Origin of the sequence: Pseudomonas monsensis, from assembly GCF_014268495.2 — a bacterium.
Classification (GTDB): domain Bacteria; phylum Pseudomonadota; class Gammaproteobacteria; order Pseudomonadales; family Pseudomonadaceae; genus Aquipseudomonas; species Aquipseudomonas monsensis.
The window spans coordinates 2,592,603-2,614,902 of the sequence record NZ_CP077087.1 but is presented as its reverse complement, the minus strand read 5'-3'; the positions used below and the strand labels follow the sequence as shown (position 1 = coordinate 2,614,902).

19 protein-coding genes are annotated in these 22,300 nt (G+C 62.4%); 13 read left to right on the top strand and 6 right to left on the bottom strand.

Going from position 1 to position 22,300, the window contains the following annotated elements; all coding sequences use genetic code 11:
- Positions 1 to 17 precede the first annotated feature (17 nt).
- The 6 genes from HV782_RS11470 to HV782_RS11445 form a co-directional block, all read right to left on the bottom strand.
- The gene (locus HV782_RS11470) at positions 18 to 200 is read right to left on the bottom strand and encodes a hypothetical protein (protein ID WP_186747314.1); all 183 of its coding nucleotides are present in this window, start codon (positions 198 to 200) and stop codon (positions 18 to 20) included.
- An 11-nt stretch (positions 201 to 211) separates the two neighbouring features.
- On the bottom strand, positions 212 to 454 hold the full coding sequence (locus tag HV782_RS11465; RefSeq protein ID WP_186747311.1) for a hypothetical protein: 243 nt from the start codon (positions 452 to 454) through the stop codon (positions 212 to 214).
- Between the two features lie 75 nt (positions 455 to 529).
- Positions 530 to 1,600, bottom strand: a complete 1,071-nt coding sequence (locus tag HV782_RS11460; protein WP_186747309.1) for a lipocalin-like domain-containing protein — start codon at positions 1,598 to 1,600, stop codon at positions 530 to 532.
- Entirely contained in the window at positions 1,590 to 4,061 is a 2,472-nt protein-coding gene (locus tag HV782_RS11455; RefSeq protein WP_186747307.1) for an ABC transporter permease, read from the bottom strand. The genes HV782_RS11460 and HV782_RS11455 overlap by 11 nt, the downstream gene beginning before the upstream one ends.
- Positions 4,058 to 4,711, bottom strand: coding sequence for an ABC transporter ATP-binding protein (locus tag HV782_RS11450; RefSeq protein WP_186747305.1), 654 nt, complete (start codon positions 4,709 to 4,711; stop codon positions 4,058 to 4,060). The genes HV782_RS11455 and HV782_RS11450 overlap by 4 nt, the downstream gene beginning before the upstream one ends.
- Positions 4,712 to 4,906: 195 nt before the next feature.
- On the bottom strand, positions 4,907 to 6,604 hold the full coding sequence (locus HV782_RS11445; protein WP_186747303.1) for a sulfatase-like hydrolase/transferase: 1,698 nt from the start codon (positions 6,602 to 6,604) through the stop codon (positions 4,907 to 4,909).
- Between the two features lie 389 nt (positions 6,605 to 6,993).
- Between HV782_RS11445 and HV782_RS11440 the strand changes: the two genes are divergently transcribed.
- From HV782_RS11440 to HV782_RS11380, 13 genes are read left to right on the top strand one after another with little or no spacing between them, the layout of a single operon-like run.
- A complete protein-coding gene (locus tag HV782_RS11440) occupies positions 6,994 to 8,346 on the top strand; it encodes a UDP-glucose dehydrogenase family protein (protein ID WP_123467516.1) in 1,353 nt (450 codons plus the stop codon).
- Positions 8,343 to 9,380, top strand: coding sequence for an NAD-dependent epimerase (locus tag HV782_RS11435; RefSeq protein ID WP_128614155.1), 1,038 nt, complete (start codon positions 8,343 to 8,345; stop codon positions 9,378 to 9,380). The genes HV782_RS11440 and HV782_RS11435 overlap by 4 nt, the downstream gene beginning before the upstream one ends.
- 18 nt (positions 9,381 to 9,398) lie before the next feature.
- On the top strand, positions 9,399 to 10,145 hold the full coding sequence (locus HV782_RS11430) for a sugar transferase (protein ID WP_123467512.1): 747 nt from the start codon (positions 9,399 to 9,401) through the stop codon (positions 10,143 to 10,145).
- Entirely contained in the window at positions 10,145 to 10,792 is a 648-nt protein-coding gene (locus HV782_RS11425; RefSeq protein WP_186747301.1) for a CpsD/CapB family tyrosine-protein kinase, read from the top strand. Before HV782_RS11430 ends, HV782_RS11425 begins: the two co-directional genes overlap by 1 nt.
- Before the next feature lie 21 nt (positions 10,793 to 10,813).
- Entirely contained in the window at positions 10,814 to 11,839 is a 1,026-nt protein-coding gene (locus tag HV782_RS11420) for a polysaccharide biosynthesis/export family protein (RefSeq protein WP_128613588.1), read from the top strand.
- Positions 11,840 to 11,856: 17 nt separating this feature from the next.
- Positions 11,857 to 13,449: a GumC family protein gene (locus tag HV782_RS11415; protein ID WP_186747299.1), complete on the top strand. Its 1,593-nt coding sequence runs from the start codon at positions 11,857 to 11,859 to the stop codon at positions 13,447 to 13,449.
- On the top strand, positions 13,446 to 14,537 hold the full coding sequence (locus HV782_RS11410; RefSeq protein ID WP_123467504.1) for a glycosyltransferase family 4 protein: 1,092 nt from the start codon (positions 13,446 to 13,448) through the stop codon (positions 14,535 to 14,537). The genes HV782_RS11415 and HV782_RS11410 overlap by 4 nt, the downstream gene beginning before the upstream one ends.
- Complete coding sequence (locus tag HV782_RS11405; protein WP_186747297.1) at positions 14,534 to 15,904, top strand: O-antigen ligase family protein; 1,371 nt, start codon at positions 14,534 to 14,536, stop codon at positions 15,902 to 15,904. The genes HV782_RS11410 and HV782_RS11405 overlap by 4 nt, the downstream gene beginning before the upstream one ends.
- Positions 15,901 to 16,869 (top strand): glycosyltransferase, encoded by a 969-nt coding sequence (locus HV782_RS11400; protein WP_186747295.1) that lies wholly within the window; start codon positions 15,901 to 15,903, stop codon positions 16,867 to 16,869. Before HV782_RS11405 ends, HV782_RS11400 begins: the two co-directional genes overlap by 4 nt.
- Complete coding sequence (locus HV782_RS11395) at positions 16,862 to 17,998, top strand: glycosyltransferase (protein ID WP_123467498.1); 1,137 nt, start codon at positions 16,862 to 16,864, stop codon at positions 17,996 to 17,998. The genes HV782_RS11400 and HV782_RS11395 overlap by 8 nt, the downstream gene beginning before the upstream one ends.
- A 13-nt stretch (positions 17,999 to 18,011) precedes the next feature.
- On the top strand, positions 18,012 to 19,013 hold the full coding sequence (locus tag HV782_RS11390) for a polysaccharide deacetylase family protein (protein WP_123467496.1): 1,002 nt from the start codon (positions 18,012 to 18,014) through the stop codon (positions 19,011 to 19,013).
- On the top strand, positions 19,010 to 20,317 hold the full coding sequence (locus tag HV782_RS11385; protein WP_186747293.1) for a lipopolysaccharide biosynthesis protein: 1,308 nt from the start codon (positions 19,010 to 19,012) through the stop codon (positions 20,315 to 20,317). The genes HV782_RS11390 and HV782_RS11385 overlap by 4 nt, the downstream gene beginning before the upstream one ends.
- Entirely contained in the window at positions 20,314 to 22,236 is a 1,923-nt protein-coding gene (locus HV782_RS11380; protein ID WP_186747291.1) for a hypothetical protein, read from the top strand. Before HV782_RS11385 ends, HV782_RS11380 begins: the two co-directional genes overlap by 4 nt.
- Positions 22,237 to 22,300: the final 64 nt, after the last annotated feature.

Here is a 22,300-nt window from a genome sequence, read left to right as displayed (position 1 = left end):
CTGAGCATAGACGCTGTTCAGGGCTTGGCCGTCGTCTGTTGCTTTGCCGTGTCCTGCGCGGTGGACTCGCCGCTTTGTGTGCCTTTGCCGCTGTTCTGGCGCTGTTTGGGATCGGTTGGCCGCAACGCGTCGTTATCGCGCTCGGTTTCTCCTGGTGGCCGGGGCTCGTCGGGGTGTTCGCTGGAGTTGACGGGGTTCATGGCGGTTGTCCTCAGGCTTCGGGGTCGTCGAGTTCGCGGGTGACGTTGACCGCGGGGGAATCCTTGTGCAGGTCATCGGCCTTGGCGCGCAGGATCTGCCATTGCTCCAGATCGATCGCGCCTTGGCCCAGCAGGTCGTCGGCGATGCGTTGCAGATCGAAGTAGTGAGCGTCGGGAGATTGCTGCCAGTAGGTTGTGTCGTCGAAAAGGCGCTGCCAAATGCTGAGGTCCGGGGGTTGCAAGTCGTCGCTCATGGCCAATCCTCCACAGGTATTACGGTGTAGAGGCGGCGAAATGAAACGGAGTTCAATCCAATGCAGGCGCGCCGGTCAGTACCCGGTCATTTCCAGATAGCCGCGCCCGCCATGGCTGCCGCTGACCCGCACCGGCCCTTCCCAATAGGGAATGCGCAGGTTCATCCAGGCGTTGGGGTTCAACGCGGACAGGCTGATGTCCAGTTGCTTGTCGGGAATGCGAATGGTCCAGCGCACCGGCATCGAACGTCCAGCGACTTTGGCGGTGTCTTGCGGGACGAGTTCGATTTGTTCACTGCGCAAGGTTTGCGCCTGGCCGTCGGCGGTGATCCAGGTGCCGGTGAGGTATGGCGCGCCGTCCTTCTGGCGCATGCGGTAGAGCATGACGTGTTCACCGCTGTCGAGGTGCAGGGAGAACCAGTCCCAGCCGGTCTGATTGGCGGTCAGCGGCTGACTGCTCCATTCGCGATCGAGCCAGGCCGGGCCGCTGACGGTGTAGATCTGGCCGTCGATCTGCAAAGTGCCACTGGCCTGGAAAAACGGCTGGCTGTAGTAATACGAGGCCTGGCCCTGCTCGGATTTCTGGCTGAAGCCATTATCGCCCTGCAACACCAGCGGCCGACTGGACGTGAGGTGCAATTGATAGGCGAATGATTGATCGCGTGCACTGAGTTGCATATCGCTCAGGGGATCCTGCGCCTGACTGGCAAACCGCCAGTCATCGATCCACGCCTCGAACGGCGCCACGTTCACCCCGGCCTGCCCCACGCCGCCCCGAGCATAACGCTCGGCAGCATGGTGCGCGGTGGCCGAGGTCACCGCCGCATGGCCGAGCCAGACCGTCTGATTGCCCCAGCCCGGTTGCTGCGACACGGGCTTCAAAGCGCTGCGAAACAGCGTCCACTGCACACCGAAATCGTTGCCCTGCGGGTCCTTGAGATTGGCGGTGACGTACCACCACTCGATACGAAAACCGTCATGGGCACCGTGATCGGAAGGGAAGCTGAACACCCGCCCGGGTACTACGGGGGTGAACTGCGCCGCCTGGTCGCCGAGCCCGGCAAAGCCCTTTTGTTCAGGCGCCGATTGATCACAGCCGGCCAGCAGCAATGCCAGGCACAACGACGCCACCCGGTTAATCCTCATGGGCAAACGTCCTCAGCAGGTCCGCCGGTTGCGTGCGGTACAACGAATACAGCGGCCAGGCTGAGGCGAGCAAGGTCGCCAGCAGCGCCAACCCCATCAGTTGCAGGAGTTGCAGCGGAAAGATCCGCAACGGCAACCGCCAGCCGAACGCCTGCACATTGATCACCGCATCCAGGCACCATGCCAGCGCGATTCCCAGCGGCAGCGCCAGTACCAGCGTCAGCACCGCCAGCAGCCAGGTCTGGCCGAGGTTGAGCAGCATCAACTGCCGGCGCGTCACACCCAGCGCCCACAGCGGCGCCAGTTGTCCGAGGCGGCTCTGGCTCTGGGTCAGCAAGCTGATGAACAGCGCCACACCCGCCACCGCCAGCGTCAGGCTGTTGAGCGCCGCCGTAGCCGCGAACGTGCGCTCGAACACTTGCACCGACCAGCCCTTGAGTCGCGCCTGGTCGACGATGCGACTGTCATCAATCTGGAAGCGCGTTTGCAGCGCCGACAAAAATGACGGGATGTCGGGCGGCGCGATGCGCAGGTTGAAACGGTTCGGCGTCAGTGTCGGCCACAGCCGCAACAGATGATTGCTGTTGACCAGCAGGTGCCCCCTGGGATTGCCATAGTCGGCGTAGATCCCGACGATGCGCGGTGACCAGGTTCCGCCCGGGAACGGCAGGCTCAGATGCTCACCCGCACGCACCCTCAGGCGCCGCGCCAGTTGCTCGCTGAGCATCACCGCGTCGTCGTTCGCCAGGTGCGCCCACGGATCCCCGGCGATCGCGTCGAGCAGCGGCCAGTGCTGCCGGTAATACGGATGATCAATCGTCCCGAACACATCCGCCGGCCAGCCTTGCAGGGTCACCGCCACTTGCCAGTTGGGCAGTACGGCGCTGACGCTCGGCTGCTGCTTGAGCCAGCTATACAGCTCGCGGGACTGCGCCGGATTGACCGGGTTGATATAAAGCTCGGCGCTCAGGCGTTGTTCGAGCCAATCGTTGAAGGTCTGGCGAAAACCGGCGGTCATGCTGCCAGCGCCGATGTTCGCTGCGAGCGCCAGCAGCAGCGCCATCAGCGCCAGACTCAGCGCTGGCAGTTGCTGGCGACAGTCGGCCAGAAACCACTGACCGAGCACCGAACGACTGCGCCCGAGCAGTTGATTGAGCACCGAGCTCAGCACCACCGGCAGCGCCAGCGCGGCGCCAAGCAGCAGCCCGGCCATCAACGCAAAACCACTGCCGAGGCTGTCGCCCCAGACCAGCGCCAGCAACGCCATCGCGCCCAATAGCGCCGCCAGCCACCCCTGACGCCGCAACCAGCGCGCATGCTGCTGATGCCAGGCCTGCTGTTCCGCCACCGCCAACAGCGGCAAGCGAGCCGCGCGCAGCAGACTGTTGGCACCGGCCAGCAATGCGCCGAACAGGCTCAGGCCGATACCGCTGAACCACCACCACGGACTCAGGCGCAGCTGCCCCGCCACTTCCGCACCGTAGAGACCGCGCAGGCTGGCGGCGACGTCCGGAAGCAACACACTCGCCAGCCAGTATCCGCTGATGACCCCGAACACCCCGCCGACCAGGGCCAGCACACCCAGTTCGACGATCAGGCTACCGATCAGCATCCGCGCACTCACCCCGCAGGCGCGCAGGGTACGCAGCAGTCCACGCCGTTGTTCCAGCGCCAGGCCAATGGCCGCGTGAACGATGAACAGCCCGACCACGAACGAGAGAAACCCCAAGGCATCGAGATTCAAATGAAAACTCTCGGTCAGGCGCGCCAGATTGTTTTCCTCGGCACTGTTTTTAAGCTGCAACTGACCGTTGAACGCCGCCGGCAGTTCGGCGTGAAAATCCTTCGGCAATAACAGCCGCGACAGTTGCCCGGGTTGTTCGAGCAGGGTTTGCGCAACGCCGATGTCCACCAGCAACACGCCCGGGGCCATGTCCTGTTGTGCGTGCAGTGGAGGCAGGGTCTGGCCGTTGACGGTCTGCGGCGTGGCGCCCTCGCTGAGGTTCAAGGCCTGCAGCGTCTCCGGTGAAATCCACGTACTACCCGGCGGCGAGAAGAACGCTACGATACGCTCGATCGGCATCGCCTGCCCGGCCACGGCGGAATCCGCCGGCAGTGACACCGGTTCGATGCCGATCAGTTGCAGACGCTGGTTATCGTGATCCTTGAGCACCAGTCGCCCCTGCAACAGCGGCGAAACCGGCCAGCCGTCGCGGCGCAGATCGACAAACCACTGCTGCGTGAAGGTCGCACCGTTCGGTGTCGCGAGACTGGCCTGGGGTTCGCCACCGATCATCTGGCTGGCCCGGGCGTAACTGTCGCGGGCCTGACTGTTCAGCGCCTCGACCCCGGTCAGCAGACTGGTCGCGAGCCACAACCCGGTCAGCACACTGAAAAACTGCACGGGATGCCGCCGCCAATGGCTGAGCAGCGCGCGCAGGGTTTGCCAGAAAACGTTCACGTCAGCCGGCCATTGGACAACACCACCCGCTGCGCCAGGCGTGCGGCAACCCGCGGACTGTGGGTGACCATCAGCAGCGTGGTCGGCGTGTCGTCGAGCAGCTCCAGCAACAGACGCAGCACTTCATCGCTGGTGGCTTCGTCGAGGCTGCCGGTGGGCTCGTCGGCCAACAGCAATTTCGGCCGCGACGCCAGGGCCCGGGCCAGCGCGACCCGCTGCTGCTGGCCGCCCGACAACTGTTCGGGATAGCGCTTGAGCAACTCGCCCAGCCCCAGGCGCTGCACCAGATGCGCCTGCCAGTGCGGATCATGGCGGCCGGCCAGGCGCGCCTGAAACGCCAGATTGTCCTCGACCCGCAGGCTGCCGATCAGGTTGAACTGCTGGAACACCAGACCGATCTCGGTGCGGCGCCAGTCGGCCAGTTGCGCTTCGTTCAGGGTTTCCAGCCGATGCGCGCCGCTGCGGATGCTGCCGCGATCAACCTTGTCGAGGCCGGCGATCAGGTGCAGCAAGGTGCTTTTGCCACTGCCGGACTCGCCCATCAGCGCCAGACTGCTGCCGGGCTCCAGGGTCAGGTCGATGCCTTGCAGCACCGGGAGCGGGCCTTGTGGGGTGAGGTAACTTTTGAAGACGCCTTGAACCTGAAGCATGCCGCCATCCGTTGGGTCAGTGTGGGGCAAGGATAGCGGATAGCAGCCTCTTCAGATCAGTGGTGTTTGCACGGGCCTCATCGCTGGCAAGCCAGCTCCCACAGTGTTTTTGGGTGTATTCAGTATTTGTGAACAACCTCAATCCCTGTGGGAGCTGGCTTGCCAGCGATGAGGCCCGCTGGCCCAACACAAATCTCACTGCCCGGTTGCCACACGGGTCGCCGCCTCCCCCGGTGTGACAATGGTGTTTAGATCAATATGCTTCCACTCAGGCTTGGCCCCCAGCCGCGCATTGAAGCGGTAGTTGAAGGTGAAATCGTCCGCCGTCGGCACCGTCAACGGCTTGCCATACACCGCCTCGATCCCCGTCAGGTCGTACCCCATCAACTGCAGCAGGGTCGGGAAAATGTTGTAGTGGCTGGAGCGGTCCTTGTTCACCGTCAGTGATTGCGCCCAGTCGGGCCCCTGCAACTGATCACCCTGAATCACCACTAACGGCACCAGCCCCTCCTCCTCCACCGGGTCGCCGCCGCAGTGCGTATTGAGCCCGGGGTTACCGCGTTCATGCAGGTCCTGGCCGTGATCGGAGGTGTAGATCAGCAGCGCATTATTCAAGTTGGCCTGGGCAAACACCCGCGCGAAGAACTCGCCAACGTTCCAGAGAACCGTGTTCTTGTAGGCATTGCGATACAGCGCCCAATCGTCTGGCTGGCCGTTGAAACCATCGCGCTTGCCGGTGTCGGCGACTTCGGTGAACTGCCCGCGCGGCAGTGTCGGGCGATACGCCATGAACGCGTCGGGGTATTTGTCGTGCACCGGGAAATGCGCGCCGACCTTATTGATCACCACCAACTCCGGCTGGTCATCGTTGAGCAGCTCGATCAGCTTCGCGGCGGCGGCCATGTCGCGGTCACGCACGCTGGTCTGGTCAAACTGGACGAATTGGTCGATGTCCTTTTTCTCGCTGTCGGTCATCAGGTTCTGCAAGTTGCCGCTGGTGCGCTGGGCGTCGATGTACACCGTGCGCAGCCCGGCTTTTTTCGCGTACTGCCAGATCGACGGCAGGGTGCTGTTGATCCGCGTGTAATCGTCGCGAGTGCCGCCGTAGCGCAGGGTGACGTTGGTGTCGGCGCTGCAGTTGGCAATGGACGCGGCATAGCCGTAATTGAAGATGTCGACACCTGGATGCGCCTGCTTGAGGTTGCTGTGCACCCCGAACGGCGCGTTGATGTCCAGGTAATTGCCAGAGATGCTTTCGTCGATGATCAGCACGATGTCGTGATTGACCGCCGTTGCGTTGCGCGCCAGCGTCACCGGTTCACGCGGGCCGACGGTGTTGTGCAGCGCTTCGTAGGTGAACAGGTTCAGATAGGCCAGCGGCGTGTACATGATCGGCAAGCCCCGCGCGCCCTCGCCCGCCCGCAGGAACAACACCGTACTCAACAGCAACACGCCACACACCGGCGCCGCCACGCGCAGCGCATTGGGCACCCTCAGCGCATGACGCGGCTTGAGCCCTATGCCGAACAACAACAGCAGGCCACTGAGCGCGCCATGAATGATCGCGTCGCGGTACTGGTAGGCGGCTTCCTGGATGAAGCCGCCGGAGTACACCAGGGAGACAAAGCTGCTGTAGCTCAGGTAATCCGCAGTGACCCGGGTATAGACATCAAAAAACACCGCCGAGACAAACAGTGTTATTGCGAATAAGTGGCGAATGAGCGCCTGACGAATATAAGCCGTTAGATATAACGCTAAAGTCAGCGCCAAAAACATCGCGCCAAAAAGAAGCACAGCAAAACCGACACCGATAGCATTTAACCGATCAATGTAATATTCGGAATAAAGCAGCAGATAAATAATTAAAAGCAATTCTTTGGCATATCTGGACATGGCGATACCGGACGTGCAATACGGCAGAGAGTCAAAGGCTTGTCGGTCAAAATCTGACACTAGCACCCGGCCATCAAAGCGCAAGAATTGACTGTTTTTTTTAGAAAGCGTCAAAAAAACGATGACTCAAATCTGACACACACGAAACGCTACAAGCCTTTAAATTAGCGACTTACAACCGTCCATCGCTTATTTTGAATCTGAACAAATCTGCAAGAAATCAACAAATTCAATCGCAGCAATGACTTGATGGCCAATCGCCAAAAAACGCTCAAGTGTTATACACGTGCAACATGTCATTTTGCTGACACGCTTTCCAAACCCTGCGCTATACCCCTTTTACAGTCTTCTTCCGAACTTCTTCTTTTCGCTCTATCGAGGGTGCGCAGATGGACGTGAGCGTATTTGGCACGGGCTATGTTGGACTTATTCAAGCCGCCGCACTTGCAGATGTCGGTCATCGGGTTTTATGCGTAGATATTGACCCAAACAAGATTAAACAACTGCAACAAGCCGTGCCGCCCATCAGCGAACCGGGACTGTCGGGCACACTTGAAGAAAACATCAAGGCCGGCCGTCTGCTGTTCAGCACCCAGGCCAGCGATGCGGTCGAGCATGCCGAGCTGATTTTCATCGCCGTCGGCACGCCGGCCGATGAAGACGGTTCCGCCGACCTCAGCCACGTGCTCAACGTCGCCCGGCAGATCGCTTCGCACATGGAGGCCGATCGCACCCTGATCATCAAGTCCACGGTGCCGGTCGGTACGGCCGATCAGGTGCTGGCCACCGCCAACAGCGAACTGCTGCGTCGCGGCAAAAGCAATCTGGCCGTGCGCGTTGTCTCCAACCCCGAATTTCTCAAGGAAGGCAGCGCTCTTGCCGACTGCATGCGCCCCGACCGAATCATCGTCGGCACTCGCGATGACGTGGCTCGCGAGCAGATGAGCGAGCTGTACGCGCCATTCTGCCGCAATCACGAAAAACTCATGTTCATGGACAACCGCAGCGCCGAACTGACCAAGTACGCCGCCAACGCCATGCTCGCCACGCGCATCAGTTTCATGAACGAACTGGCCAACCTCACCGAACTGCTGGGCGCCGACATCGAAGCCGTGCGCAAAGGCATCGGCTCTGATCCACGCATCGGTTACCACTTCATCTATCCGGGCTGCGGCTTCGGTGGCTCATGCTTTCCCAAGGACCTGCGTGCCCTGCTGCATACCGCCGAACACAACGGCATGCCGCTGAAACTGCTGCGCAGCGTCACCGACGTCAACGACAGCCAGCGCCACATACTCTTCAGCAAACTCAAGGCGCAGTTTCCGCAAGGCCTGGCCGGCAAGTCCATCGCGATCTGGGGCCTGGCGTTCAAACCGAACACCGACGACATGCGCGAAGCACCCAGTCGTTACCTGATGGACGCGCTGTGGGCCGAAGGCGCCAGTGTGCAAGCCTATGATCCGGAAGCCATGTCCGAATGCCGGCGCCTTTACGGCTATCGCAACGACCTGCACCTGTGCGCCACCCGCGACGACACTCTGGAAGACGCCGATGCCTTGGTGATCTGCACCGAATGGAAAAACTTTCGCGTAGTGGACTTCGACCTGCTCGCGGAAAAACTGCGTTCGAAAGTCATCATCGACGGCCGCAACCTCTACAACCCGGAACACGTGGCCGCCGCCGGCCTGCATTACAGCGGCATCGGCCTGCGTCACATCGCACCGCAAGGGCTACGCCCATGAAAATCCTGGTCACCGGCGCAGCCGGCTTCATTGGCGCCCATTGCGTGTTGCGGCTGATGCGCGACGGGCATGCGGTGGTCGGCCTGGATAACTTCAACGGCTATTACGACCCGCAACTCAAACACGATCGCGTGCGATGGGTACGCGATCAGGTCGGGCATTTCCCGCTCGCGCGGATTGACCTGGCCGACGCCGCCGCGATTGAAGCGCTGTTTGTCCGCGAGCAACCGCAAGTGGTGATCCACCTCGCGGCGCAGGCCGGGGTGCGCTACTCGCTGGAAAACCCGAAGGCCTATCTGGACAGCAACCTCAGCGGCTTTTTGAACATTCTCGAAGGTTGCCGGCATCATCCGGTCGAGCACTTGATCTATGCCTCGTCGAGTTCGGTGTACGGCGCCAACCAGCACACCCCGTATTCGGTGCACGACGGCGTCAATCACCCGCTCTCGCTGTACGCCGCGACCAAAAAAGCCAACGAGCTGATGGCCCACAGCTACAGCCACCTGTTCGGTATTCCCAGCACCGGCCTGCGCTTTTTCACCGTGTACGGCCCCTGGGGTCGGCCCGACATGTCGCCGATCCAGTTCGCCCGCGCGATCACCGAAGGCACGCCGCTGAAACTGTTCAACTACGGCGAGCACCAACGGGATTTCACCTACATCGACGACATCATCGAAAGCATCGCGCGCCTCACCGACCATCCGCCGCACAACCACCCCGAGTGGGATCGCGAACATCCCGACGCGGGCAGCAGCATGGCGCCGTGGTGCCTGTTCAACATCGGCGGCCACCACCCGGTGGAGCTGAAAACCTACCTGGCGTTGATGGAAAAACACCTCGGTCAGAAAGCCATTGTCGAGCTCTTGCCCCTGCAACCGGGCGATGTGCTCAACACCTGTGCCGAGACCGACGATCTGGCCCAGGCCACCGGGTTCCAGCCCCGGATCGAGCTGGATGAGGGGCTGGGGCGTTTCATCGCCTGGTTCCGCGACTACTACCCCACTGCCTGTCGCCCACGCGCCGCTCGCGGCTGAACATCAGCGGAGGACCCCATGACTGGACATGAGCAAGGTGTACCGATCCAACAAATGCGCCGCGACAAGCGCATTGACCCCGAGCACCGGATGCGCCTCGATGCGGCGATTCATCGCCAGGGACGCGGCTGGTTCACGGGCCGCGAAGGCGGTCGTCCATGGCAACTGTCGCGCACCAATCGGGTGATGGCCTGCTTCGGCGCCCTGGCGATTCTGCTATTGATTTCGCCGCTGTTGGTCGGCCTGGCGCTGATCATCAAGTTCACCAGCCCGGGGCCGGTGATGTTCGTGCAGAAGCGCACCGGCTATCGCGGCCGCAAATTCGGCATGTACAAGTTCCGCACCATGGTCGCCAACGCCGAAGAATTGAAAGAGTCGCTGCGTCACCTCAACAAGCACGGGGTCGACGCGATTGATTTCAAGATCGACAAGGACCCACGCATCACCCGGATTGGCGGTTTCCTGCGGCGCACCAGCCTCGACGAACTGCCCAACCTGATCAACGTGGTGACCGGTGACATGCGCCTGGTCGGCCCCCGTCCGACCTCGTTCAACGCCTACCGCTACAAGGACAACCACCTTGCCCGTCTGGCGATCTACCCCGGCATGACCGGCCTGTGGCAGATCTCCGGACGCAGCAACATCGACTTCGACCAGCGCGTTGAGTTGGACCTCAGCTATATCGCCGAGCAGAGCCTTTTGCTTGATTTGAAGATTCTGTTGAAAACCCCCTTCAAAGTATTCAGCGGCCACGGAGCAAGCTAATGGACGGTTCAACCAACAAAAGCCTGAGCATCGCCAACCCTAGCGAATCGAACCTGACCTCGACCGTGCTGGATCTGGATCTGCGGATCCTGTTCCTGACCGCCGCCAACCCCGGGGCCGGCACCACCACCAGCGCCCTCGCGCTGGCCAGCCAACTGGCGCAAATGAGCAGCGGCCAGGTGCTGCTGGTAGACGCCAGCCAGTCGGCAAGCAACCTGACCCGACAATTGAACCTGAGCAAGGAGCGCGGCCTGCGTGACTTGCTGTTCAACCCGGACAACCCGCCGCTGTTGCAGGACTGCGTGGTGCAGGTGTCGAGCCTGCCGTTTCACGTACTGCCCAACGGCCGACCGATCCGCACCCTGGAACACCTCACCGCCGAGCGCCTGAGCCCATTGCTCGACCAGTTGGGCAGCCAGTATCGCTTTGTGGTGATCGACGGCGACGCGGTGTATTCCGCCGCCGACACGCTGGTGATCAGCACGCAGGTCGATGGTGTGGTGTTTGTCGTTCGCGCCGAAGACACCCGCTGGGAAGTCGCCCAGGCCGCCGTGCAACGCCTGACTCAGGCCGGGGCAAAAGTGGTCGGCAGCGTGTTCAACCGACGCAAGTACTACATGCCCAAATGGCTTTACAAAAACCTGTAAGCGAACGCGAAGGATGACGCCATGAACGCCAAGATACTTGTTCTGCTGATGCTGCCGCTTGCAGGCTGCTCAAGCACCTCCGAAACCCAGAACATGCCGGTGAATATCCTCACCGCGACGCCGGCCAACGCCCAGGCCACCGACATGCCGAAGGTCGAGCAGACCCTGCGCCCGCAGGATGTGCTGGACGTGATCTTCCACATCAGCACCAGCGGCTCGGATGCCTACCGCGTGCAGTCGGGTGATCAGATCGGCCTGAACTTCACCGCGGCCAGCCAGCTCAACGGCAACCAACTGGTGCTGCCCGACGGCACCATCAACCTGCCGGGGGCCAACACCTCGGTGAAAATCGCCGGGCTGACCAGCGATGAGGCCCGTGAAGAAATTCAGCGTGCCTATCAGCGCAAACAGTTGTTTCAGCCCAACCGCAATCAATTGACCGTGCAGATCATCAGTCCGTTGACCAACGAGCAGAACCTGAAAAGCGCGCTGAACCACCCGGCCACCGGCATGAGCCGTGAGATCACCGTGGGCACCGACGGCTACGCGAGCTTCCCGGAAATCGGCGCCGTGCCGCTGCAAGGCATGACCGTCAATCAACTGGAAACCTTCCTCAACCAGAAGTACGCGCAATTGCCCGGACGGATGAGCGTCGATGTGCTGCTCAAATCCACCGCCGGCAATGAAATCTACGTGCTCGGCGAAGTCGGCCAGCCGGGGTCCTACCCGATCCGCCGTCCGGTGTCGGTGCTTGAGGCGCTGACCCTGGCCCGGGGCACCAACGTCAAGGCCCGTCTGGATTCGGTGGTGATCATGCGCCGCAACGGCAACCAGGTGCAGGCCGTGCACTACGACGTGGAAAAAGCCCTGTCGGGCGACGCGTCGCAGATCGCCTACCTGCAACCGGACGACATGCTGTTCGTACCGAAAACAAAACTGGCGAGTGCCGGCGATCTCGCCCGGCAACTGGCAGACGTGGTGTTGTTCCAGGGCGTCGGGTTCAGCTTCGGCTACCGCGTCGACAACAAAAGCAGCAGCAGTAACTGACTCTCAGGTGAACGATCATGAATCCAAAGGAAAACTACCTGCATGAGTTCTTCAGGATCTTCTTCGCCAACAAGCAACTGGTGAAACGGGTCTTCCTGATCTTTGCAGTCATCGCGTTGTTACTGCCGCTGGTGCTCAAACAGAGCTTCGATATCACCGCCCAGGTGATCGTGCAGTCGAAAAAACTCTCCCAGGGTGACGCCACCACGTCACTCACCGTGGATAACGCCACCTTCATTCCGCCGTCACTGGCGGACATGGAAACCGAGAGCAACATTCTGCGGTCACCGGCGCTGATTCGTCAGACCATCAGCGAACTGCGCGACAAGGGCGAATACACGCCACCGGTCGGCATGTTCGCCAGACTGGTCGTGGAACCGTTCAAACGCTATGTCACCTCGCCGCTGCGCCAGTACCTGATCAATCCGCTGCGCAACATGCTCGGCCTGGAAACCGATCCGGTGCGTGACACCGCGCTCGACGCGTTGACCCAGCAAGCCATCGACAGCCTGAAAATCGAGACCCTGCCCGGCTCCAATGTAATCTCGATCGTCTACAGCTTCCCGGATCCGCATCAGGGCACGACGTTTGTCAGCGCCCTGCTGCAGAACTATCTGGTCAGCCGTCAGGCCCTGCAGTCGATCGACTTGCCGCAGTCTTTCTACGAGTCGAAGAAGCATCTCTATCAAGTGCGCCTCGATGGTCTGGAAGGTAACCGCCAGGCCTTGCTGGAAAGCGTCGGCTCGTCGGATCCGAAGGAAGAAATCACCTTCCGCCTGAACGCGATCAACACCGAGGAGCAAGCGCTGAACCTGTATCAGGATCGTCTGTTGCAGAGCCAGCGCTGGCTCGAATACCTGAAAACCGCGCTGGCCGCCGCGAGCAATAACAAGCTCAACGACTACACGTTTCCCTACACCTTCACCACTACGGTGGACAACGTGGCGTTCGAGGATCGCGAGATCAAGCAAATGGGTGAGCAACTGACCACCCAGGTCAGCCGCTACATGAACGATCTGGCAGTGTTCCAGCCCGGCAGCGAACCCATGCTGTTGACCCGCGAGCAAATCGCCCGCACCCGTCAGCAATTTCTCAAAGTGGTGAGCAACCGCATTCAGGAACGCACCAACGACCTGGCTGTGGTGCAACAGGTGATCAATCAGAAAACCGCACGCATTGCCGAGTTCAAGAACCGCATCCACACCTTGCAGCAGACCCAAAGCAAGTTGCGGCAGATGGACACGGAAATCGACGCGCTGCACACGGCGTTCTCGACCTACGCGCAACGCTTCGCCGAAAGCAGTACCGCCGGCTCGCTCAACGATGACCTGTCGAACGCCAAGGTGCTCAGCCCGCCGTTCGAACCGACGGAGCCGGCATTTCCGAAAGCGTTCCTGATCATTCCATTCGGCCTGCTCACCGGTTTGCTGCTGGCGATTGCCCTGGTCTACGTGCGTGAGTTCTTCGATCATCGCTTCAAACATCCGGCGCAAATCAGCCACGAGCTGGGCCTGCCAGTGTTGCTGGTGATCAACGACGAGAACGCACTGCCGAGCAATCCGCACAAGAACTGGACGGTGCCTAGCTTCGTGCACTGGGTGCGCAATTGAACACTGCGTCCGCCCCGAACCCCGCGCTGCCGATCATTCATTTGCTCAGCAGCGGCGGTTTCTATGGCGCCGAGCGGATGTTGCTGGATCATTGCCTGGCGACGCCGGGACAGCATCAGGTGCTGTTTCTCGACGCGCCAGCGGAACTGATCGCGCGCTTTCGTGAGGCCGGGGTGGACTGTCGCGGGTGTGCCGGCCTGGGCGAATTGCTCAAGCACTTGCGGCAGCGGCGCAGTGAACAGCCGCTGATCAACACGCACAATTTCAAGGGCCTGCTATTCGGCTGGGTCGGGGCGACGCTGTTGCGCCTGCCGCTGGTGATTACCCAGCACGGCTTCACCCCGCGCAGTCGCAAGCAGAAGTTCTACACCTGGCTGAGCCTGCAACTGTGCCGCACCGCGTCGGTGGATCGGGTGGTCTGCGTGGCGGAAAGCATCGCCGCGCTGCACCGTCAGGCCAGTGTCCGGGCGGAGAAGTTGCAGGTAATTCCCAACGGTTTGCCCGCCGCCGCGGCGCTGGTCCCGGACGGCGACCGGCAGCGTTGGCTGAGCGGTTACGTCGGACGGTTGAGCAGTGAAAAAGGCCCGGATCTGTTTCTCGATGTGCTGATCCCGCTGTGTCACCAGCATCCGCAACTGGATGCGGTGATGCTCGGCGATGGCCCGGAACGCGAGGCGTTGCAGGCACGGATCGACAACGCCGGTCTGCAGCAACGGATACGTCTGCCGGGGTATCAGACCCACATGCAACCGTGGTGGCGACAGCTCGATGCGCTGGTGATCAGCTCGCGCACCGAGGGCACGCCGATGATTTTGCTGGAGGCGATGCAGGCTGGCGTGCCGGTGGTGGCGTTCGCGGTGGGCGGGATTCCCGATGTGCTCGAACATCGGCATAACGGCCTGCTCGCCTCCCCCGTCGACACCGCCGCCCTCGCCCGTCAGCTCGACACCCTGCTGAGCGAGCCGAAACTGGCGCGCCAGTTGCGCGACAACGCAAAACGCACGCAACAGGATCGCTACGACCTCAAGGCCCTGGCCGAACGCTGGTCGCAGCTGTACATCCGCACGGCACGGGAGGCACGCGCATGATTTTCCCGCTCTCGATCGTCACTCTGCTTGGTTTGGTGTGCATCGGTTTGCTCGCCAGCCCTTATCCGTTTCTGGCACCCGGCGCCGTCATTGGTCTGGTGGGTTTTTCGGTGTTGTACCGCAAGCCGACCTGGGGCCTGCTGGGGATTGCCGCGCTGGTGCCGTTCGAAGGGTTCTTCAAGGACAGCGCGTTCTCCGGGAGCAAACTGCTCGGCGCCTCGCTGGCGGTGATCCTGATGCTGCAACTGGCCCTGCATCAGATTCCCGGTGAGCGCCTGCGCAGCAACCTGTGGCGTTTTTTGCTGTGGTTTCTGGTCCTGTATTTCCTCAGCCTGCTCAATACCGATGACCTGGGCATGTCGCTGGGGCACCTGCGCGAGTTGAGCGTCGGGCTGATCCTGTTTGTCATCACCCTGCTGATTGGTCGCGAACTGAACCTCGACCTGTTTGCCAGACTGGTAACCCTGAGCGTCAGCGCTACCTGTGCCATGGCGATGTTCTCGGCCAAATTCCAGGACCAGGGTCGTGCGGCCGGGCTGCTCGAAGACCCCAACGCCTTCGCCCTGCTGATCGCCTTCGCCATTCCGTTGGCGCTGCTGTTGGTGATTCGCGGCCCCAACCTGCTGCACCGGTTGTTCTGGGGCGCCTGCTGCCTGTTGCTGCTCGGCGGCATGACCAAGACCGAGTCGCGCTCCGGGTTGGTGGTGGTGGCGCTGAGTCTGTTGATCGGCTGCTGGCACTACCGCGCCCAACTGACCCGGATCCGCCCACGGCACCTGGGTTTCGCCATGCTCGGCGCAGCCATTGTGATTCCGCTGGCGATCTACGCGATGCCCGCCGGCTACATCGCACGCATTCAATCCCTGAGCGTGCTCAGCGCCGGGGCCAAGGGCCACGACGACGAATCCCTCGGCCGTCGCGCCTCGTACATCGTGGTCGGCAGCCAGATGATCCGCGAAAACCCGCTGCTCGGCTCCGGCCCCGGCACTTTCCCGCTGCACTATGCAACCACCGGTTACGCCAAGGCGTTTTCCGCCAACCGCAAGATCGGCGACCTCTATCGCCGTGCCCACAACACCTACCTGGAAATCTTCAGTGAACTGGGGATTCCCGCCGGGCTGCTGTTCGTCGGCATGCTTGGCCTGGGCCTGTACAACCTGATCCGCGCACGCGCCGCGTGGCTGCTGCGCCGTGACGGGCAACAGGCAGACCTGATGACCCACCTGGGCGTGAGCTTTCTGTCGCTGACCCTGTTCCTGATGTTCCTCAGCGCGCCGAACCAGAAATACGTGTGGATCATGCTCGCGCTGACCAGCGTGCTGCGCCTGAAAGCCGAACAAGCCCCCCTGACCGAGGCCCGCGCATGAGCCGGATCAGCATCATCATCCCGATGTACAACGAGGCCCGGCACATCGGCCGCACGCTGCTGGCTGCACAAAAAGCCGCGCATGCGGCCAACGTGGAGTGTGAGTTGATTGTGGTCGACAACGGTTCGAGCGACGACGGTCCGCACATCGCCCGCCAGTTCGGCGCGCAGGTGCTGGTGCTGCCGGGCCTGCTGATCGGCGCCCTGCGCAATCGCGGCGTGCTGCTGGCGAGCGGCGAGTGGCTCGCGTTCATCGACGCCGATGTCGAGATGCCCGAAGACTGGCTCAAGCCATTGTTCGAGCTGCAAGCCGAGGGACAGGCCGACGTGTTCGGTCTCGACCTGCACACCCCCGCCGCCGCGCCGTGGTACGCCACCGCCTGGCAACGGCGCACACTGCGCCCGTCGACTCAGGCGTCGCACCCGGTGGAGTGGCTGCCCAGTTCCAACCTGCTGATGCGCCGCAGCTGTTTCGACAAGGTCGGCGGGTTCAACGAACACCTGCGCACCGGCGAAGACAAGGAGTTCACCCTGCGCCTGCACAAACAAGGTGCGCGGCTGCTGTCGGTGAACAGCAGCGTGGCCCTGCACTGGGGCTACGAGATGAACTGGCGTGAGTGGATGGGCAAGGAAATGTGGCGTCAGGGCAGCCATCTGCAACTGCTGCGCACCCATGGTTTCAGCCTGCGCCTGCTGCGTTTTCCGCTGCTGTCGCTGGCGGTGTGGATTCTGGATTTCCTCGCGATCTCGGCTCTGCTCGACGGTTTTCCGCATCACGCGGCAGTCATGGTGCTGTTGACCCTGTTACCCGGACTGGTCCTGAGCATTCGTCAGAGTGCACGCCATCACGACCTCGGACTGACCCTGCAACTGTGGGGCCTGCACTGGGTGCGCCTGCACCTCGCCGGGGCGGCGTTCATTCTCAATCTGTGTCATTGGAACGCCAGGAGGCCTGCCCGTGGCTGAATTCATTTTCTGGCTGTGCCTGTTGCTGCCGGTGTATGCCTACGTGGGTTACCCGTTGCTGCTGACACTTCTGTCGCCGCTGTTTCCGGCATGGCGTCACGCCCCGGCACCGCCGCTGAACGTGAGCATCGTGATCGCCGCACACAACGAGGCGCGGCATATCGAGCACAAGCTGCGCACGTTGCTGGCGCAGGATTATCAACCGGCCAGTTTGCAGATCATTCTCGCCAGCGACGGCTCCAGCGACGACACCGTGGCCTGCGCGCGCAAGGTGGTTGATGCGCGCATCAGCGTGCTCGACCTGCCGCGTCAGGGCAAAGCGGCAACGCTGAACGCCGGAGTGGCCCTGACCACCGGCGACATTCTGGTGTTCACCGATGCCGACAACCAATGGTCGCGGGAAACCCTCGGCCACTTGCTCGCGCCGTTGAGCGATCCCGCTGTCGGTGCCTGCGCCGGGCACATGGTGATCCCGGTGACCGGCGGCGGCCTCAGCGTCGGCGACAGCCTGTATCGGCACTACGAGGGCTGGTTGCGCCGGATGGAGAACCGCACCGGCTGCATGGTCTCCGCCGACGGCGCTCTGCTCGCCCTGCGCCGCGAGCTGTTCCAGAACGTACCGGCGGAGGTCAACGACGATTTTTTCATCAGTACCTGCGCACCGGTCGCTTTCAAACGCATTGTGTACGTCCCCGAGGCGCAAGTGATCGACCACGGCGTCGACGAAGCGGACAAACAGTTCCGCCGTCGTCAACGCGTGACTGTCGGTGGCTTGCAAAGCCTGGCCCAGCGCAGTGAGCTGCTCAACCCCCTCAAACATGGCCTGTATTCGGTCGCACTGATCAGCCACAAACTGATCCGCCGCCTGGCGCCGATCCTCCTGCTGCCGTTGCTGCTGAGCAACTTCTGGCTGTGGGACGACCACGGTTTCTATCGCCTGGCCCTGATCGCCCAGCTGTTCGGCTATGGCGTGGCGATCGCCGGTTTACTCGACTCGCAACACCGCTTGCCGAAACCGTTTCGTCTGGCCGCGTTTCTGCTGGTCACGCTCGCCGGGATGAGCCTCGGCCTGTGGCAGTTCCTGCGCGGCCAGCGGTATGCCCAGTGGAATCCTGAACAGAACCGTTAAGAGGACCGAAGCCATGGCGATCAAACAACTGATAAAACGCACCAGTGGCTGGCTCTATCTCAACTCTTCCGTGGGCCGCAACCAGTTGCACGGTGCCGGGGTGATTCTGATGCTGCACCGGGTGCTGGCCAACGACCGCGCCGCCAACCTGCCGCACCGCAATGAACTGTGCGTCGGGCCCAAGGCCTTCGAGCACTTGCTGGTGTGGCTGCGTCGCCACTTCGACTGCGTGCCGCTGATGGAAATCCTCCAGCCCAACTCGCTGCGCACCGAGCGCCCGCGGGTGGCGCTGACGTTCGATGACGGCTGGCGCGACAACGCGGTCAACGCCTGGCCGCTGCTGCAGAAATATCAGATACCGGCGAGTATTTTCCTCTCCACCGATTTCATCGGCAGCCGTCAACGTTTCTGGTGGGAGGCCCTCGGCGAAACCCTGTGGGGCAGCCACGGCGAGAAGCCGCGAATGCATTTGATCGAATGCCTGCAAGCGTGCGGTCATCCGCTGCCGGTGCTGCTCGACGACATTGACGTCGACCGGCGCAGTCTGGCGCTGCTGCATTACCTGCAAGGGCTCAAGGGCCTGGAGCCGCGCGAACTGGAACGCCTGACCGATGAATGTCCGCAAGAGTCGCAGCCGCAAGCGCTGGACTGGCATCAGGTGCGGGCGCTGGAGGCGTCCGGGCTGGTGCGTTTCGGCCCGCACGGTGCCAGTCACGCGATTCTCACCGGTCTGGATGATGTGCGCCTGAGCGAGGAAATCAGCCGCAGCCGCGATGCCCTGAACAACGGCTGCAACCGGCCGTTGCCGGTGTATTGCTACCCCAACGGTGACAACGACCAACGCGTGCGCGAACAGCTTGCCCGCCACGATTATCCGTTCGCCCTGGGCACCGCCACCGGCATCTATCGCGGCGAAGGCGATCCGCTGAACCTGCCGCGTTTCGGCGTCAGTCAGCGCACTGCACGCAATCCGGAACTGCTGTCGTGGCGAATCTTTCGCGGGGCACGGCCATGAGTCGAGGCCACTACCTCAAGCATCTGGCGCTGAGCATGGGCACCAAACTGGCGATGATCGCCCTGCGCTTGCTGCGCAACGTGCTGCTGGCGCGGATCCTCGGGCCAAGTGAGCGCGGGCTGTTTGCCCTGCTCAGCACCTTGCCGGACCTGATCAGTGCGGCCACCAGTGGCGGGCTGAACTCGGCGGTCGGCTATCAGGCCGCCAAGCAACGGCCGATGGGCCTGCTGCTCAGTCAGGTGTTGGTGTTCGGCTGTTTGCTGGCCGGGTTGTTGACCTTGCTGGTGGTGGCGCTGGTACGTGAATTCGGCAGTGAACTGGATGTCACCGTGCAACTCGGTCTGCTCGCCTGGCTGTTGCTGCTGGCGGTGCCGCTGACGGTATTGAAAAGCGGTCTGCTGACCTTGCACAACGCCTCGGGCGGTGTGGTGGCGTTCAACGCCTTGCGCCTGGTCGAGTCACTGGCGCCGCTGCTGCTGTTTCTCGCCCTGTTCTGGATGTGGAAAAGTGCCGCCCTCGAAGCGGCGCTGATCAGTTGGCTGGCCGGCATCAGCCTGGTCGTGCTCGCCGGCTGGGTCTGGCTCAAACGTGCGCAACCGTTGCAGCTGCAGTGGGATCGCGCCAGCCAGAACGAACTGCTGCGCTACAGCGCCCGCAGCCATCCGGACCTGCTGTTCCAGCAAGTGATCCTGCGCTCGGATTATCTGTTTATCGGTGCTTTGCTCGGCAGTACCGCGCTGGGCCATTACGCAATGGCCAGCGCCGCCGCCGAACTGCTGCTGATCGTTCCGGAGGCGGTGACCACACCCTTGATGAAACGCCTGCTGCAACAGGACGAAGGCATGGACAAGGTCACGCCACTGGCCCTGCGCCTGACCGCCACGGTGATGCTCGGCGCTTGCCTGAGCATGGCGGTGATTGGCCAATGGCTGATCGTCACGCTGTTCGGGGTCGCTTACCAACCGGCGTACCCGGCGTTGCTCGCGTTGCTGCCGGGGCTGCTGGGCCTGTGCTACGCAAGCATTCTGCGCCTCGATCTGCTGGGCAAAAACCGCCCCGGCACGGTGTCGTTGTTGATGGGCCTGGGCGCCCTGCTCAATCTGGCGCTGAACCTGGTGCTGATTCCGGCCTACGGCATCGTCGGCGCGGCGGCGGCTTCGTCGATTGCCTATCTGGCCGTGACCGTGGCGATGCTGATGTTGTACTGCCGCTTGAGCGGCGTGCCGTTCTGGCAAACCCTGATCATTCTGCCCCGCGACGTCACACCGATGTGGCTGATGCTGCAACGGCGGAAAACCGCATGAAAGGCCTGGCCCTGCTGCTCGGTCTCGGCCTGTCGCTGGACGCCTTTGCCGCGTCCATGCGTTGGGGCGAGATCCGTGACGGCAGTCTGTATCTGCAAGCGGATCGCCCGGATACGGTGACGGTGCGCTGGACGCCGGCGTGGCAGGCCGAGGCCAATGAAGAGCATTTGTATCTGCTCGATGGCCAGGGCAGGTTGCAGGACGACCGGTTCATTCAGGCCCGTGAAACCCGTGGCAGCCAGAGCTGGCCGCTGCTGCCCGGTGCGGCCAGTTATCGACTGGAGATTCCCGGCTACAGTTTCCGCCATTATCGCGTTGAGCATGACGAGCGCACCGTCGCGCTGTTCGCCCCGGCCAAGGTGCATTTCAGTGCCGAAACGCAAAACGGCGATGAATTGTATTTCAAGGTCGCCGCCGGCGAACACGCCGTGCTGGCCGGCAAGTTTCATGGCGGCGTCAGCGCGTTGCAGGCGCAACGGGTCGGCGATGATCAAGCGCTGACGCTCGCGCTGAAACCCTATCGCGCCTACTGGCAATTCGATCAGGTCGCACTGCCGGTCAGCGAGCGCGAGCAAGTCTGGCGCCTGCGCCTGCAAGGCAGCGGCAAGGCGGCGTTCTGGCTCGATGGCACGGCCAATCTGTTTGCGCAGAACCCGCAGCAACTCAAACCCTTGCGCGAAGACGCCGGCCAGATCCATCTGGTCGTGCATGACAAAGTCCTGGGGCGCACGCCGGATCTGGGCATCGCTCTGCCCTACGTGATGCCGCCAGCGGCCAGTCATGCCGCGCTCGATGCGCTGAAACCGACAGCGGCGAGTTACTACAGCTTTGTTGATGTGACGGCGAAGAATCCGCATTTCGAAGATGCGTTCCGTCAGGTGTATCAGGAGCGTTTCGGCATCAAGCAGGACATCACGCTGCTCGCTGGCAGCCAGCGGCAAGCCGATCTGCGCGCCGATGTGCAAAGCAACGGCGGCCTCGCGGCATGGCTCGCCGGCACCCGTGCGCTGGGCGGCCAAGGCACGCACTACATCGGCTTTGCCGACGAGCCGAACCTCAACTATTCCAGCTATGCGCAATATCAAGCGATCTTCACCAGCATGGCCCGGCAGGTGCGCAGCGATCCGGCCAATGCCAGGGCCGGTGTGCGCATTGCCATGCCGGCCAGTTCGCGGCTGGTCAACGGGCCGTTCGCCGAGAACGCGGCAGACAAGCGCGGCATCGACTGGGCGCGGCGTCTGCTCAGTGAATCAGGCGATCAGGTGGATGCACTGGCGTGGCACGAATGGATGATCCGCGACCTGCTCGCCACTCGCGTCTACCGCGACAGCGTGCGGCGCGCCGCCGAACTGGTTGGCCTCGACAGCAAGGGGCAGCCGCGTAAAGCCTTGCTGCTCGACCAGACCAATCTGTCCAGCGGTTCCAGCCTCAGCCCCTACGATCAGGAAACCCACTACACCTCGCTGTGGTGGGCGTCGGTGGTGGTCAACGCTTCGCAGGATGGCTTGCTGAGCATGCTCAACTGGTTCCAGGCCGCCGATGAGCCGCAATACCCCAAAGGCATGCTGCGCGTCTCGGACGATGAACGCCGCTTCGAGCTGAAACCGGTGGGGCTGGCCCAGCAGTTCATTGCGCAGCACTGGCTGCATCAGGTGCTGTGGCTGGAGAACGATGGATTTGAGGTGGATGTACTGGCGATGGCCGGCGACGAGCAGCGTGGTCTGCTCGGCGTGAATAAAGGCACACGCCTGCAGCGCATTGATCTGAGCGGGGCGAAATGCCCGTTGAACAATGGCGCCTTGCGCTACTTCGGCGCCGACAATCGCAGTCGCGACGCGCCGTTTGCCTGCCAGGACGGACGCGTGCGTTTCGAGCTTCCGGGGCAGACCCTCTTCTCCCTTAGCTGGAGCGCGTCATGAACCGTCCGTTGATGTTCAGCTGCGCAGGCCTGTGGCCGCGCGATGCCTCGTCATCCGGAGTGAA

What these genes read in the sequence shown, in the direction of transcription:
- HV782_RS11470 (WP_186747314.1), bottom strand. Translation starts at nt 200, where the DNA reads ATGAACCCCGTCAACTCCAGCGAACACCCCGACGAGCCCCGGCCACCA.
- HV782_RS11465 (WP_186747311.1), bottom strand. Translation starts at nt 454, where the DNA reads ATGAGCGACGACTTGCAACCCCCGGACCTCAGCATTTGGCAGCGCCTT.
- HV782_RS11460 (WP_186747309.1), bottom strand. Translation starts at nt 1,600, where the DNA reads ATGAGGATTAACCGGGTGGCGTCGTTGTGCCTGGCATTGCTGCTGGCC.
- HV782_RS11450 (WP_186747305.1), bottom strand. Translation starts at nt 4,711, where the DNA reads ATGCTTCAGGTTCAAGGCGTCTTCAAAAGTTACCTCACCCCACAAGGC.
- HV782_RS11445 (WP_186747303.1), bottom strand. Translation starts at nt 6,604, where the DNA reads ATGTCCAGATATGCCAAAGAATTGCTTTTAATTATTTATCTGCTGCTT.
- HV782_RS11440 (WP_123467516.1), top strand. Translation starts at nt 6,994, where the DNA reads ATGGACGTGAGCGTATTTGGCACGGGCTATGTTGGACTTATTCAAGCC.
- HV782_RS11435 (WP_128614155.1), top strand. Translation starts at nt 8,343, where the DNA reads ATGAAAATCCTGGTCACCGGCGCAGCCGGCTTCATTGGCGCCCATTGC.
- HV782_RS11430 (WP_123467512.1), top strand. Translation starts at nt 9,399, where the DNA reads ATGACTGGACATGAGCAAGGTGTACCGATCCAACAAATGCGCCGCGAC.
- HV782_RS11425 (WP_186747301.1), top strand. Translation starts at nt 10,145, where the DNA reads ATGGACGGTTCAACCAACAAAAGCCTGAGCATCGCCAACCCTAGCGAA.
- HV782_RS11420 (WP_128613588.1), top strand. Translation starts at nt 10,814, where the DNA reads ATGAACGCCAAGATACTTGTTCTGCTGATGCTGCCGCTTGCAGGCTGC.
- HV782_RS11415 (WP_186747299.1), top strand. Translation starts at nt 11,857, where the DNA reads ATGAATCCAAAGGAAAACTACCTGCATGAGTTCTTCAGGATCTTCTTC.
- HV782_RS11405 (WP_186747297.1), top strand. Translation starts at nt 14,534, where the DNA reads ATGATTTTCCCGCTCTCGATCGTCACTCTGCTTGGTTTGGTGTGCATC.
- HV782_RS11400 (WP_186747295.1), top strand. Translation starts at nt 15,901, where the DNA reads ATGAGCCGGATCAGCATCATCATCCCGATGTACAACGAGGCCCGGCAC.
- HV782_RS11390 (WP_123467496.1), top strand. Translation starts at nt 18,012, where the DNA reads ATGGCGATCAAACAACTGATAAAACGCACCAGTGGCTGGCTCTATCTC.
- HV782_RS11385 (WP_186747293.1), top strand. Translation starts at nt 19,010, where the DNA reads ATGAGTCGAGGCCACTACCTCAAGCATCTGGCGCTGAGCATGGGCACC.
- HV782_RS11380 (WP_186747291.1), top strand. Translation starts at nt 20,314, where the DNA reads ATGAAAGGCCTGGCCCTGCTGCTCGGTCTCGGCCTGTCGCTGGACGCC.